The following is a 14568-nucleotide window of genomic DNA, read 5'->3' on the forward strand; positions in this document are numbered from 1 at the left end:
AGGGCTTTCGTACGGGTAACGAGCAAATGGCCGTCGTGTCGCCTCAGAGGCGGTTATGACCCTTTTGAGTGAAGGTGCATGACGGGCTCGAGCGGACCTTCCGGGCGGAAAAACGAGCGTGGGCCCGCACCCCTCGCAAGGGGTGCGGGCCCACGTCCGCACGACCGTACGGCGGATCGGGCCGCGGTCGGGCGGTTGCTCAGGCGGCGACTCAGGCGCTGAGCGCGGCGCGCGCGAGGCGGGCCGTCTCGGACGGCGTCTTGCCGACCTTCACACCGGCGGCCTCGAGGGCCTCCTTCTTCGCCTGCGCGGTGCCGGACGAACCGGACACGATCGCGCCGGCGTGGCCCATCGTCTTGCCCTCGGGCGCGGTGAAACCGGCCACGTAGCCGACGACCGGCTTGGTGACGTTGGCCTTGATGTAGTCCGCGGCACGCTCCTCGGCGTCGCCACCGATCTCGCCGATCATGACGATCAGGTCGGTGTCGGGGTCGGCCTCGAACGCGGCGAGCGCGTCGATGTGCGTGGTGCCGATGACCGGGTCGCCACCGATGCCCACGGCCGAGGAGAAGCCGATGTCACGGAGCTCGTACATCATCTGGTAGGTCAGCGTGCCGGACTTGGACACGAGACCGATGCGGCCGGGCTTGGTGATGTCGCCCGGGATGATGCCGGCGTTGGACTGGCCCGGGGTGATGAGACCGGGGCAGTTCGGGCCGATGATCCGGGTCTTGTTGCCCTTCGAGCCCGCGTACGCCCAGAAGGCGGCGGAGTCGTGGACGGCGATGCCCTCGGTGATCACGACGGCCAGCGGGATCTCGGCGTCGATCGCCTCGACGACGGCGGCCTTGGCGAACGCCGGCGGCACGAAGAGCACGGACACGTCGGCGCCCGTCTTCTCCATCGCTTCCTTGACGGAGCCGAAGACCGGGACCTGGGTGCCGTCGAAGTCGACGGACGTACCGGCCTTGCGGGGGTTCACGCCACCGACGATGTTGGTGCCGTCGGCCAGCATGAGCTTGGTGTGCTTCATGCCCGTGGCGCCGGTCATCCCCTGGACGATGACCTTGCTGTCCTTGGTGAGGAAGATAGCCATGGTTGTGGAGTCCTCGTCCTTTACTTAGCCGCAGCCAGCTCGGCGGCCTTGTCGGCCGCGCCGTCCATGGTGTCCACGCGCTGCACGAGCGGGTGGTTGGCGTCGGACAGGATCTTGCGACCCAGCTCCGCGTTGTTGCCGTCGAGGCGCACGACCAGCGGCTTGGTGACGGCCTCGCCCTTGGTCTTCAGCAGCTCCAGGGCCTGGACGATGCCGTTGGCGACCTCGTCGCACGCGGTGATGCCACCGAAGACGTTGACGAAGACGGACTTGACGTCCGGGTCGCCGAGGATGATCTCAAGACCGTTGGCCATGACCTCGGCGGAAGCGCCGCCGCCGATGTCGAGGAAGTTGGCCGGCTTGACGTTGCCGTGCTGCTCACCGGCGTACGCGACGACGTCCAGGGTGCTCATGACGAGACCCGCGCCGTTGCCGATGATGCCGACCTCGCCGTCGAGCTTGACGTAGTTGAGGCCCTTGGCCTTGGCGGCGGCCTCCAGCGGGTTGGCCGCGGCCTTGTCCTCGAGCGCCTCGTGCTCCGGCTGGCGGAAGTCGGCGTTCTCGTCGAGGGAGACCTTGCCGTCGAGGGCCAGGATGTCGCCGCCGGCGACCTTGGCGAGCGGGTTGACCTCGACGAGGAGCGCGTCCTCGGCGACGAAGGTCTTCCACAGGGTCACCATGACCTCGGCGACCTTCTCGGCGACCTCGGCCGGGAACTTCGCCTGGGCGACGATCTCGCGGGCCTTCTCGATGGTCACGCCGGTGTTGGAGTCGACCGGGACCTTCGCGAGGGCCTCGGGGGTCTTCTCCGCGACCTCCTCGATGTCCATGCCGCCCTGCACCGAGGCCATGGCCAGGAAGGTGCGGTTGGTGCGGTCGAGGAGGTACGAGACGTAGTACTCCTCGAGGATCTCGGGAGCGGTCTCGGCGATCATCACCTTGTGGACCGTGTGGCCCTTGATGTCCATGCCGAGGATGTCCGTCGCGCGGGCGACGGCCTCGTCCGGGGTGGCGGCCAGCTTCACGCCGCCGGCCTTGCCGCGGCCGCCGACCTTCACCTGCGCCTTGACGACCGACTTGCCGCCCAGCCGCTCAGTGGCCTTGCGCGCCGCCTCAGGCGTGTCAATGACTTCACCGGCCAGCACCGGTACACCGTGCTTGGCGAAGAGGTCCCTCGCCTGGTACTCGAACAGGTCCACGCGCGTCCGTCCCTTTTCCATGGATATCGCGGTTCAGTGTCTGCGCGGGCGTGCCGCAGGCCAGCGTGACGACGCGATCTTTTACGAGGGCGGCACACGTTCACCGTTGACGCGGCATGTCCGTCTCGCAGGTTATCCCCGTGGGCCGGAGGTCCCTAAATCGCAGGTCACACTCTGGCCGTGATTACGCTCACAGATCGGGCGGTGACCGGCAACCGGCGGCGACCGCCGGCGACCGTCCCGGCGCCTTCCGCCTACGGCTCAGGGCTCGGGTATGGGCAGCGGCCGCTTCTCCAGGGCGGCGGCCATCACGTCCGGGAAAAGGTCGGGCGTGCAGGCGAACGCGGGCGCGCCGAGGGCGGCCAGCGCGGCCGCGTGATCGCGGTCGTAGGCGGGGGCCCCCTCGTCGGAGAGTGCGAGAAGCGTCACGAACTGAACCCCTGACGCCTTCATCGCCGCCACCCGTCTGAGCATTTCCTGGCGGATACCGCCCTCGTAAAGATCACTGATGAGGACTACGACGGTTTCCGTCGGCCGGGTGATCCGGGACTGGCAGTGGGCGAGCGCGCGGTTGATGTCCGTACCGCCGCCGAGCTGGGTGCCGAACAGCACGTCGGCCGGGTCGGCCAGCTGGTCGGTGAGGTCCACGACGGCGGTGTCGAAGACGACGAGCCGGGTGTCGAGCGAGCGCATCGAGGCGAGCACCGCGCCGAAGACCGAGGCGTAGACGACGGAGGCCGCCATGGAACCGGACTGGTCGATGCAGAGGATCACCTCCTTCCTCACGGACCGCGCCGCGCGGCCGTGGCCGACGAGGCGCTCGGGCACGACCGTGCGGTGCTCCGGCAGGTAGTTCTTGAGGTTCGCCCGGATGGTGCGGTCCCAGTCGATGTCGCGGTGGCGGGGCCGGCTGACGCGGGCGGAGCGGTCCAGGGCGCCGTTGAGGGTGGCGCGGGTGCGGTGGGTCAGGCGGGCCTCCAGGTCCCGCACGACCTTGCGGACGACGGCCCGGGCGGTCTCCTTGGTGGTCTCGGGCATCGCCTTGTTGAGCGAGAGGAGGGTGCCGACGAGGTGGACGTCCGCCTCGACGGCTTCGAGCATCTCCGGCTCCAGCAGCAGCGCGGAGAGGCCGAGCCGGTCGATCGCGTCGCGCTGCATCACCTGCACGACGGACGTGGGGAAGTACGTACGGATGTCGCCCAGCCAGCGGGCGACGCGCGGCGCGGACTGCCCGAGACCGGCTTCCCGCCGCGCTGTGGCGGCGCCGCTTCCGGAGCCGTAGAGCGCCTCCAGGGTCCGGTCCATGGCGGCGTCGGCCCCACCGAGCCCGCACGCGGTCCCGTCGGCGCCGCCGTCGGCACCGAGCACGAGCCGCCAGCGCCGGAGGCGCTCCTCCGGGGCCGATCGGGTGACCGGTGCGCCGGTCGGGGTGGGCGTACCGCTCACCGTGGGGGTACTGGTCGTGGTCATCTCTCCGCCTTCCCCGTCGCCATCGTGCCGACCATCGCGGTGGGCCGGCCCTCCCTTGATCCCGTCGGCCGGGCTTCGAGCTCCGTCTCCGCTTCCGCCTCCGTCGCCATGCCCAGCAGCATCCGCATCGTGGGGAGTGCGGCGTCCGCTCGCGCGGCATCGAGCCCCGGGCCGAACCCGTGCGAGCGGTGCCCGGCGGGGGCCGGTGCCGCGCCCGGACCGCCTCTGCGGACGAGCTCGCCCAGCGTGCGGCGCACGCTCGCCTCGTAGGCGGAGAAGGTGCGGCGCAGGAGGGGCAGTACGGCCGTGAAGGCGTCGGGCGGTACGCCGGTGAGCCAGGTGTCGACGAGGGCGAGCAGGCGTTCGTCGTGGACGAGCAGCATGCCGCCGGCGCCACCGCTGCCGAGGAACCCCTCGATCCAGGCGGCCGCCTCGGCCGGCTCCGTACCGGAGGAGAGGGCGAGCCCCATGAGCCGGGCGGCCTCTTCCTCGGACAGCCGCCCGTCGTCGAGCAGCAGCCGCGCGGCTCTGCCGCGTATCCCGCCGGGGAGACCGTCCCGCGCGGCGAGGACCCGCAGGACCCCGGCCCAGCGGTCGCGGATCCCGGGGCCGGCCTCCCGGGCCGATGCGCCGCCCTCCGTTGGGCCGCTCTCCGGGCGTGCCGTCTCCGCCAGCAGGCTCACGGCGTGGTGCACCGCGTCGATGTGGCCGCGCATGTCCGCCGCCGCGTCCGTGTCGAGGCCCGCGCAGGCGGCGGGGAGGCCGACGAAGACGCGTTCGGCGAGGCCCGCGGCCACCCCTCCGAGCGCGGTGGCGTCCGTGCGGCGCACGTCTCCGTACCGGACCGAGCGGACCAGGGCGGGCAGGGCCTTGGCGAGGTGGGCGACGTCCGTGTCGAGCGCGGCGCGGTCGGCCAGGACGCGCATCACGGTGGGGAGGGCGCCGGCCAGCCCGGCGAGCAGGCACCGTTCGGCGAGCGCCGTGACATCGGCGAGCGCCGTCGAGCCGACGGCCTCGGACTCGGCCTTGGCGGTCGCCGCGCCTTCCACGGTCGTGCCCCACACGCCCGCCTCGGCGACCCGCACGGACAGCTCGGGCTCCCAGCGCAGCCGCCAGGTCTCGCGGAAGGTGCCCAGCCCGCCGCGGGAGCGGGCCGGCTCGCCCCAGCCGATGTCGAGGAGCCGCAGCCGGTGCAGCAGCAGGCTGCGGGCGGCGTCGGTGTCCTTGCGGAGGTCGAGTTCGACGTCGCGGTCCAGCGCCTCGGGCTTGAGTCGCAGCGAACGCTGGAGGCGGGCGAGATCGCGCTGCAGGGGCGTGGCCGGGGCCGAGTCGGGTACTTCGCCCAGGACCTCGCCGATGACCAGCCGCTCCTGGACGAGGGCGAGCGGCACGTCGGAACCGTCGCACATCACCGCCCGTACCGCGTCGGTGGTCTCGGTGAGCCCGGCGAGCGGGCGGCCGCGCATGGCGGCGAGGGTGTCGGCGAGCCGTACGGCCTCGATGACGTGGGCGGAGGAGACGGGGAAGTCCTCCTCGCGCAGCAGCCGCGCGACCTTGGTCATCCAGCGTGCGACGGGGCGGTCGGGGGCCTGGAAGAGGTGGCCGTACCAACCGGGTGAGGCGATGCCGGCGCCGTAACCGCTGTGGCGTGCGAGGCGCCGGTGGGTCCAGGGCACCCAGCTGATCTCGGTCTTGACCTTGGGCAGTCCCTTGAGGGCCTGCCGGTCGGAGGCGACGGTCCGCTTCTCGGCGAGGGCCGGCACGTGCCAGGCGCCGCAGACGACGGCGATCGAGTCGCCGAACTCGCGCCGGGCCTCGCGCAGTTTGAGCCGCATGTGCGCCTCCCGCACGGCGTCGCGGGCGCCGTGGGCGCCGTCGCCGTGACGCGACCGCAGCTCCCCCATGGCCTCGGCGAGGGCCTGGAAGGGCGCGAGCGCGTCCGCCGCGGCGGGACCGCCGCCCCGGCGGTGCTCGACGGCGTCCTCCCACCACAGCTCGGGGTCGTCATACCCCGCGGCTTCGGCGAGCGCGGCCAGCGGATCGGCGCTCGGCGCCGGGCGGGCGCCGGCCTCGTCGCGCTCGTCGACTTCCGGGCCCTTCTCGCCCTCGGGGCCGGGGAGTTGGTCCTCGCCCCGCAGCGCGAGCGTGTGCGCGGCGGGCAGGTCGATGAAGCGCGTCGGCACGCCGTGGGCCAGCGCCCACCGCATGGCCGCCCACTCCGGGGAGAACTCGGCGAACGGCCAGAACGCGGCGCGCCCCGGATCGTCCGTCACATGGGCGAGCAGGGCCACGGGCGGGCGCATGCCCTCCTCGGCGGCGAGGTGGACGAGGGCGTCGGCCTCGGGCGGGCCCTCGATCAGCACGGCGCCGGGCCGGCACTGGTCGAGCGCCGCCCGCACGGCCCGCGCGGAGCCGGGGCCGTGGTGGCGGACCCCCAGCAGCGCCGGGGCGGCGGGCCCGCTCATGCGGAGACCTCTCGGCACGCGCGGTAGAAGTCCTTCCAGCCGTCGCGCTCGCGGACGACCGCTTCCAGATACTCCTGCCAGACGAGGCGGTCCGCGGCCGGGTCGCGGACGACGGCGCCCAGGATCCCGGCGGCCACGTCCCCGGCGCGCAGCACGCCGTCGCCGAAGTGCGCGGCGAGCGCCAGGCCGCCCGTGACGACGGAGATCGCCTCGGCCGTGGAGAGCGTGCCCGAGGGGGACTTGAGCTTCGTACGGCCGTCGGTGGTGACACCGTCGCGCAGCTCGCGGAAGACGGTGACGACGCGCCGGATCTCGTCGATGCCGTCGGGCGTGGCGGGCAGGTCGAGCGAGCGGCCGAGCTGGTCGACGCGGCGGGAGACGATGTCGACCTCGGCCTCGGCCGTGGCGGGCAGGGGCAGCACGACGGTGTTGAAGCGTCGGCGCAGGGCGCTGGAGAGCTCGTTGACCCCGCGGTCCCGGTCGTTGGCCGTGGCGATCAGGTTGAAGCCGCGCACGGCCTGCACCTCCTCCCCCAGCTCGGGGATGGGCAGGGTCTTCTCGGACAGCACGGTGATCAGCGTGTCCTGCACATCGGCGGGGATGCGGGTCAGCTCCTCGACCCGGGCGGTCATGCCCTCGGCCATGGCCCGCATGACGGGGCTGGGCACGAGCGCCTCGCGGCTGGGGCCGTGGGCGAGGAGGCGGGCGTAGTTCCAGCCGTAGCGGATGGCCTCCTCCGGCGTGCCGGCGGTGCCCTGGACGAGCAGGGTCGAGTCGCCGCTGACGGCGGCCGCCAGGTGCTCGGACACCCAGGTCTTGGCGGTGCCGGGCACGCCGAGCAGCAGCAGCGCCCGGTCGGTGGCGAGCGTGGTGACGGCCACCTCGACCGTGCGGCGCGGGCCCACGTACTTGGGCGTGATCACGGTGCCGTCGGGCAGCGTGCCGCCGAGCAGATACGTGGCGACGGCCCACGGCGACAGCCGCCAACGCTCGGGCCGGGGCCGGTCGTCGGCCGCCGCGAGGGCCTTCAGCTCCTCGGCGAAGGCGTCCTCCGCATGCGGTCGCAGGGCTTCGGTCTCAATTCCGGGCACGGTCACAAGTCCCCCTCGTCGTGCGGTTCCGGGATACGTGAACCACCCTGCACCACACCACTGACAATCGACCCTCGGCGTAGGAAAGCCGCAGGTCAGGGCGATTGTCAGTGGGTGGCTCTAGCGTTTCGTGACATGAATCAGCAGGGGGAACGCCGGACGGCGGAACAGGTGCTGGCACTGGCGCCTGACGTCTCGTCACGCAAGGCGGGCGCCAAGCTCGCGGGGCCTGGGCCGTGGTCGGGCGCGGGCGCGTCCGCGGACGGGGGCGCGGGCGCGGTATGGGGGGAATGCGCGGGCAGCGGCAGCAGGCCGTACCGCACGGTCGTCGACCTGTCGGGGGGTGAGGGGCCGGGATTCCACTGCTCCTGCCCGAGCCGGAAGTTCCCGTGCAAGCACGCACTGGGGCTGTTGCTGCTGTGGTCGGCGGGCGAGGAGGCCGTGCCGCTCTCGGACGCCCCACCGCCCGACTGGGCCCGGGAGTGGCTGGACCGGCGGCGGCAGCGCGCCGAGCGGACCGCGTCCGGGCCGGCCACGGGCGACGCCCCGGCACCGGTGGACACGGATGCCGCGCGCCGCCGCGCGGAGCGCCGTGCCGGGCGGATGGCCTCCGGCGCCTCGGAGTTGGAGCGGCGGCTGGCGGATCTGCTGCGCGGCGGCCTCGCCTCGGCGGAGGCGTCCGCGTACGGGCAGTGGGAGGAGACGGCGGCCCGCATGGTCGACGCCCAGGCCCCCGGCTTGGCCTCGCGTGTACGGGAGTTGGGGTCCGTGGCCGGATCCGGGGCGGACTGGGCGTCGCGACTGCTGGAGGAGTGCGCCCTGCTGCACACCCTCAATCAGGGGTTTCTGCGCCTGGACGGCCTGCCGGAGCCGCTGGCCGCGACGGTGCGGTCGCGGGTCGGCGTCACCGCCGACGCGGCGAGCCTGCTGGCGTCCGTGCCGCCGGTCCGTGACCACTGGCTGGTCCTGGCCCAGCGGGACAGCGACGACGGCCGTTTGACGACCCGCCGGATCTGGCTCCACGGCCGGGACACGGGCCGCATGGCGCTGCTTCTGTCGTACGGGGCGGCGGGGCGGGCGCCGGAGTTGTCGTTGCCGGTGGGGCTCGCCCTGGACGCCGACCTGGCGTATCACCCCTCGGCTCGGCCGCTGCGCGCCGTCCTGGGCTCCCGCCATGCGGCGCCTTCCCTCGCTTCCGGGCCTCCGCAGGGCGTGGGTGTCGAGGCGGCCCTGGGGGCGTACGGCGAGGCCCTGCGCGACGACCCCTGGTTGGAGGCGTGGCCGGTGGTCCTCGGCCCGGTCGTCCCGGTCCCGGACCCGGACAGCGGGCACGGCTGGCAACTGGCCGACGGAGAGGGCGCAGCGGCGCTCCCCGTCGATCCGCGGTACCGCGACCGTACGGGCCTGTGGCAACTCGCGGCGATATCCGGCGGCGCACCGGTCACGGTCTTCGGCGAGTGCGGCCATCGCGGCTTCGCCCCTCTGGCCACCTGGGCCCCGGAGCCGGTGGCCCTGTGAGCGGGCTCGCGTTCCGGGCCGCCGCCCCTCGTTCGGTCACTCCACAGGAAAGGGCACAGCGCATGAACAGCACGTGGGACGACCTGGTTTCCACCGCCCTGCTCGGTACGGACCGGCGCACGCCGCCCGTCCGGCCGGGACCGGGGCAGGACACCGCCACGGCGTTGCTGGACGCCGCCGCGCTGCACACCGTGCGGCGGCGCGCGGGGCTGCTGCCGGCCACGGCCCGGGAGCGGCCCGAGGCCGCTCCCGAGGACCCGCGGCCGCCACTGCCACCGGCCGCGCGGCGCCGTCTGGCCCTGCTGCTCGCCGACCGGTCCGAGCCGGGCGCGGGCGGCGGCCGGCGGGGCTCCGCCCCCGACCTCACGGAACTGCTGCCCCAGTGGCTGACCGCCGCCAACCAGCACGGCTACCACGCTCCCGCCGCGCTGCTGCCCGCCCTGCTGGACGCCGCCCGGGCCCGTACGGATCTACGGGCCGAGGCCCTCACCCTCGGCGGGCCCCGGGCCCGGTGGCTGGCGCGGCTGAACCCTCAGTGGAAATGCGCCCTGCGCACCGGCCGGGCCGGCGGAGCGGCGCACGCCCACGCCTCGGATCCGGCGGACGCGATGGCGGCGCGGGCGGTGTGGGAGGAGGGGCTGTTCGCCGAGCGGGTCGCCGTCCTGGCCGCCCTGCGACACCGGGATCCGGCGGACGGCCGGGAGCTGCTCGCCGCCACGTGGGACACGGAGCGGGCCGAGGACCGCCTGCTGTTCCTCGACGCGCTGCGGGAGGAACTCTCCCCGGACGACGAGACGTTCCTGGAACGGGCCCTGTCCGACCGCAGCCGCAATGTCCGCGCCACCGCCGCCGAGCTGCTGTCCGCCCTGCCGGGCTCGGCGCTCGCCGCGCGGATGGCCGAGCGGGCGCGCACGTGTGTCGCCCTGGACCGGGCGGGTGGCGACACGCCCCGGATCGTCGTCGAGGCGCCGCACGAATGCGACAAGGGGATGCAGCGCGACGGCATCGTCGCCAAGCCGCCGTCCGGGCGCGGCGAGCGGTCGTGGTGGCTGAGCCAGGTGGTCGAGGCGACACCGCCGGCTGTGTGGAGCGAGCGGTTCGGGGGCCGGAGCGCGGCCGAGATCGTGGCCCTGCCGGTCGCCGACGGCTGGCAGCCGGACCTGCACGCGGCCTGGTGCCGGGCCGCCGTCCGGCAGCGGGACGCGGAGTGGTCACGGGCGCTGCTCGGCCCGGCGACGGAACCGCCGACCGCGCAAGGCTCCTCGTGGCGCGACCCGGCGAAACTGCTGTCCGCGCTGCCCGCAGGGGAACGGGCGGAGTGGGTGGCGCGGTTCATCTCCTCGCACGGCCTGTCGGAGGCGTTCCAGCTGCTCGGCGTGTGCGAGGTCCCGTGGGCGGAACCCCTGGGAACGGCCATCGTGGACGCCCTCGACATCGCCCGCGACGCCGGCAGCTACCCCTGGAGCTTCAGCGGCATCATGGGCCTGGCCGAACGCTGCCTGGACCCGACCCAGGCCGACCGCCTGGAAATCCTCACCGCGATACCGACCGACCCCCAGGACGGCTCGACGTCCCCGGGCGCGACCGCGTACTGGTCGGAGGCGTTCCAACGCCTGGTCAGCACGCTTCGGCTGCGCGCCACGATGCGAGCGGAGCTCGGAGGTTGAGGGATTCGGGCTGGGGCCGGGGCGGGTCCGGCTGGCGCCGGGCAGCGTGGCTTTGCCGCAGGACGGGTCCGGCTCACGCCGAGGCGGTTCCGGCTCACGCTGGGCAGCGTGCCTTTGTCACAGGACGGGTCCGGCTGGCGCCGGGGCGGTCCGGCTCGCGCCGGGGAGGGGTGCGTTGCCACAGGACGGGTCCCGCCGACACCGGGGCGGTTCCGGCTGACACCGGGGCGGTTCCGGCTCACGCCAGGGGAAGGCCCTCCCGGCGGGGCGGTTCCGGCTGACACCGGGGCGGTTCCGGCTCACGCCAGGGGAAGGCCCTCCCGGCGGGGCTTCCACCCGGCGCCGAGGAGCCGACGCCACGCCGTGCGCGGTGACGGCATCACGCCGTATGCGATGTCGGCTCCACGCCGTGCGCGCAGTGCCGGCTCCACGCCGGAGCGCTCCCGGCCGCCACCTGCTGAGGTGCTGAGCCGTCACCGGCCGAAGTGCCGTGCCGCCACCGAAAGGCGACCGCGGGTCGCGACCAACGCCGCACCCTCACTACCCGTGCGGGCGGCACGCCCATCCGCGGCACGCCCACCCGCGGCCGAGCCGAACCCGTACAGCGGGCCCCGACGAGGGCGTTCCTCACGCCCCCGTCGGCTGGCGGACGTTCGTGTTGACCCAGTCCACGATGGACGTCGTCGTCGCACCCGGCGTGAAGATCTCCGCCACGCCCAGTTCCTTGAGCGGAGCGATGTCCGCCTCGGGGATGATGCCGCCGCCGAAGACCTTGATGTCCTCCGCGTCGCGCTCCCGCAGGAGTTCGATCACCTTGGCGAAGAGGGTGTTGTGCGCGCCGGAGAGGATGGACAGGCCGATCGCGTCGGCGTCCTCCTGGATCGCGGTGTCCACGATCTGCTCCGGGGTCTGGTGGAGGCCGGTGTAGATGACCTCCATGCCGGCGTCGCGCAGCGCACGTGCGATGACCTTGGCCCCGCGGTCATGGCCGTCGAGACCCGGCTTGGCCACCACCACGCGGATCGGACCGGTCACTCCCATCACTGCCTCCATGTACGACTGCCGGCTACCGGCCGCGAGGTTCCCCGCGCCCGAGGACCAGGGACGTGAACGAACGTTATCTCCAGCATCCCGCAACCGGCCGTTTCGCGGTGGAGAGCGAGGGGGAAATCACACGTGGGACAACACGTTCGCTACGCACCGCCTCGCACTGCCGTGTCTCACGGGCCGCCCGGCCCCTCACGCACCGGCACGGCGGGCAGGCGGGCGACGCGAGGGGAGCCGCGGCGCGGGCGCACCGCGCACAGCTGCCCCGCCACCGCGCACGGGGGACAGAGCCGCCTTCTGTGTGCCGTTCGGGAGGTCGGCCATGGTGGCCATGCGACTGCTCACGATCCTCTCCGCCCTGCTGCGCCCCTCGGCCGCGCTCGCGCGGTCCACGGTGCTGGAGCTGGCGATCCTCACCGGCCATGTGCTGCTCTACCCGACCGGTCTGGCCCAGGAGCGCCGCCCTCCGCCGCCGCCCACACCCCCATCCGGCCCAACCGACACGCCCGAGCTCACAAATAACGCAACAAAAGTGGGCGAACACCCGCCCGTTCTCCTCCTCCACGGCTTCATCGACAACCGCTCCGTCTTCGTCCTGCTGCGCCGCTCACTGCGCCGGAACGGCTGGCGGCAGGTCGAATCCCTCAATTACTCCCCCCTGACCTGCGACGTCCGTACGGCCGCCGAGCTGCTCGGCCGGCATGTGGAGGAGATCCGCGAGCGCACGGGCAGTTCGCACGTCGACGTGGTGGGACACAGCCTCGGCGGACTGATCGCCCGCTACTACATCCAGCGCCTCGGCGGCGACGCCCATGTACGCATCCTGGTCACCCTCGGCACGCCCCACGGCGGCACCCGGGTCGCGCCCCTGATGTCCGCACATCCGCTGGTACGGCAGATGCGGCCGGGTTCGGATGTCATCAAGGAACTGTCCGAGCCGGCCCCGAATTGCGGGACGCGTTTCATCGGCTTCTGGAGCGATTTGGACCAGTTGATGGTGCCGGTGGAGACCGCACGCATCGACCATCCGGATCTCATCGCGCGCAATGTGCGGGTGACGGGCGTGGGCCACCTCGCACTGCCCGTCCACGGGGTGGTGGCGACGGGCATCCGACAGGCCCTGACCTCGGAGGAACCGGCGGCCGACGCCTCGGGGGCGGCCTCCGTAGCCTGACCGTTTCTTCCCAACGGCCGCACCGGCGACCGCCCCGCCGCACGCCGCCGCGGTCGAATCACCGCCGACAAAAACCGAACAAACATCGAACGTCAAATCGGTTTCCGGGGGTTCAGTCCACCGAAAGGCGGCTAAATGCCCGTGCCGCGCCCGCCTGAAACGTGACGAAGATTGTCGCCATCCCGAACCGCCGGGTACAGTCGCCGCTAATTCTCCTGCTCCCGAGGCGAAAGAGAAGTGGTGGTGAACGACCGTCACCCGTCGGCGGGCTCCAGCCCGTCCGGTCCCGCTCAGGATGTCTCCTACGGGCACTACACGTCGTACGAGCAGCAAAACGCCCAGTACGGCTACACCGGGCACGACGGTTATGAGACCGGCCAGTGGGCCGACACCACGACCGGCCAGTGGGACACCACCTCCGGTCAGTGGGACACCACCGGGCAATGGGACACCAGTGGCCAGTGGGACACCACCGGCCACTGGGACACGACCGGCCAGACACAGACCTGGGACACCAGCGCCTACGACACCGGTCAGCACGCCGACCTCAACACCGGTCAGCACACCGGCCAGTGGGACACCTCCGCCGCGTCCGTCCCGTCCACCGCGTCCGACACCTCGGGCCAATGGGACACCGGCGCCTGGGACACCTCCGGTGCGACCGGTTCGTACGACACCTCAGGCCACACCGGTCACTCGGGCCAGTGGGACACCGGCGCTCACGCCCAGAGCTGGGACACCAGCGGTGGCCAGTACCAGGCCGCCTGGGACACCTCCGGGCAGTGGGACGTCAGCAGCCAGCAGACGCAGACCTGGGACACCAGCGCGTACGCGGCCATGGACGAGCCCCGGGCCGAGGCGCCGCACACCCCCACCCTCATGGTCGACCTCTCCGGCGTCGACCTGGACGCCCCCGCCGATCCCCCCGCCTCACCCACCGTGCCCGCCGCCCGGTCCGTCGCCGACGCCGAGACCCGGACCATGTCCGTGGTCGAGGCGCCCGAGCCGGTCGCTCCGGAGGAAGTGCCGCTCACGCCCGCCGGGCGCGACATCCCGGGCCCGGCCCGCAGCCGCCGCAAGGCCGCCCCCGCCCGCACCGGTTACCGCCCCCGCCGCAAGGCGCTGCTGACCGTCGCCGTCCCCTCGGTCGCCGTCATGGGTGTCGCCGGGATCGCCGCCGCGTCGGTCTCCGCCGGTGGCGACAGCGACGCCAAGAAGCCGCAGGCCGCCGCCGCGCCGGACACCTCGGCCGTGCCGGCGCAGGCCAACAGCAAGCTGGACACCCAGCTCGCGAGCCTCAGCCATGGCGCCGACGACTTCGCCAGCCGCGCCAACCGCACCCAGGAGCGCATCGACCTCAAGGCGCGGCAGGAGGAGGAGAAGAAACGAAAGGCGGAGGAGGCGGCCCGCAAGGAGGCCGAGCGCCCGAAGTTCTCCCTCCCCGTCAACCAGCACGGGCTCAGCGCGTACTACGGCCAGGCGGGCGTCAACTGGATGTCGGTGCACACCGGCATCGACTTCCCCGTGCAGTACGGCACCCCGGTCATGGCCGCGACCGACGGCACGGTCCGCACGCAGTACAACGTCGCCTACGGCAACATGGCCATAGTGACGTCGCCCGACGGCACGGAGACCTGGTACTGCCACCTCAGCAGCACCAAGCTGCGCTCCGGGCAGGTCAAGGCCGGTGACGTCATCGCCTACTCCGGGAACTCCGGCAACTCCACCGGACCGCACCTGCACTTCGAGGTGAGGCCCGGCGGCTCGGCCGTCGACCCGCTGCCATGGCTGCGCAGCCACGACCTCGACCCGACCTGAGCGGTCCCCGCCGCCGAACGACG

Annotated in this window: 10 protein-coding genes; 4 read left to right on the forward strand and 6 right to left on the reverse strand. The window is 73.1% G+C overall.

What is annotated here, in order from left to right; all coding sequences use genetic code 11:
• Positions 1-211: 211 nt before the first annotated feature.
• The 5 genes from sucD to ACZ303_RS13870 all read right to left on the reverse strand — a co-directional run bounded on the left by sucD (position 212) and on the right by ACZ303_RS13870 (position 7327).
• The gene (gene sucD / locus ACZ303_RS13850) at positions 212-1096 is read right to left on the reverse strand and encodes a succinate--CoA ligase subunit alpha (protein ID WP_467338483.1); all 885 of its coding nucleotides are present in this window, start codon (positions 1094-1096) and stop codon (positions 212-214) included.
• A gap of 20 nt (positions 1097-1116) precedes the next feature.
• Entirely contained in the window at positions 1117-2295 is a 1179-nt protein-coding gene (gene sucC, locus ACZ303_RS13855) for an ADP-forming succinate--CoA ligase subunit beta (RefSeq protein ID WP_467339034.1), read from the reverse strand.
• A 261-nt stretch (positions 2296-2556) separates the two neighbouring features.
• Positions 2557-3765, reverse strand: a complete 1209-nt coding sequence (locus ACZ303_RS13860; protein ID WP_467338485.1) for a VWA domain-containing protein — start codon at positions 3763-3765, stop codon at positions 2557-2559.
• A complete protein-coding gene (locus ACZ303_RS13865; RefSeq protein WP_467338487.1) occupies positions 3762-6230 on the reverse strand; it encodes a DUF5682 family protein in 2469 nt (822 codons plus the stop codon). The genes ACZ303_RS13860 and ACZ303_RS13865 overlap by 4 nt, the downstream gene beginning before the upstream one ends.
• Positions 6227-7327, reverse strand: coding sequence for an ATP-binding protein (locus ACZ303_RS13870; RefSeq protein ID WP_467338489.1), 1101 nt, complete (start codon positions 7325-7327; stop codon positions 6227-6229). The genes ACZ303_RS13865 and ACZ303_RS13870 overlap by 4 nt, the downstream gene beginning before the upstream one ends.
• Positions 7328-7456: 129 nt before the next feature.
• On the opposite strand from ACZ303_RS13870, the gene ACZ303_RS13875 reads away from it, so the two are divergent.
• Together ACZ303_RS13875 and ACZ303_RS13880 are read left to right on the forward strand one after the other, a co-directional pair.
• Positions 7457-8839, forward strand: coding sequence for an SWIM zinc finger family protein (locus tag ACZ303_RS13875; RefSeq protein ID WP_467338491.1), 1383 nt, complete (start codon positions 7457-7459; stop codon positions 8837-8839).
• Between the two features lie 62 nt (positions 8840-8901).
• Entirely contained in the window at positions 8902-10506 is a 1605-nt protein-coding gene (locus ACZ303_RS13880; protein ID WP_467338493.1) for a DUF5691 domain-containing protein, read from the forward strand.
• A 627-nt stretch (positions 10507-11133) separates the two neighbouring features.
• Here ACZ303_RS13880 and ACZ303_RS13885 read toward each other — a convergent pair.
• Positions 11134-11547, reverse strand: coding sequence for a cobalamin B12-binding domain-containing protein (locus tag ACZ303_RS13885; protein ID WP_467338495.1), 414 nt, complete (start codon positions 11545-11547; stop codon positions 11134-11136).
• Positions 11548-11875: 328 nt separating this feature from the next.
• Between ACZ303_RS13885 and ACZ303_RS13890 the strand changes: the two genes are divergently transcribed.
• A complete protein-coding gene (locus tag ACZ303_RS13890; protein ID WP_467338497.1) occupies positions 11876-12727 on the forward strand; it encodes an esterase/lipase family protein in 852 nt (283 codons plus the stop codon).
• A gap of 243 nt (positions 12728-12970) precedes the next feature.
• Positions 12971-14545: a M23 family metallopeptidase gene (locus ACZ303_RS13895; protein ID WP_467338499.1), complete on the forward strand. Its 1575-nt coding sequence runs from the start codon at positions 12971-12973 to the stop codon at positions 14543-14545.
• Positions 14546-14568 lie beyond the last annotated feature (23 nt).

This window comes from Streptomyces sp. NPDC023527 (assembly GCF_055560115.1).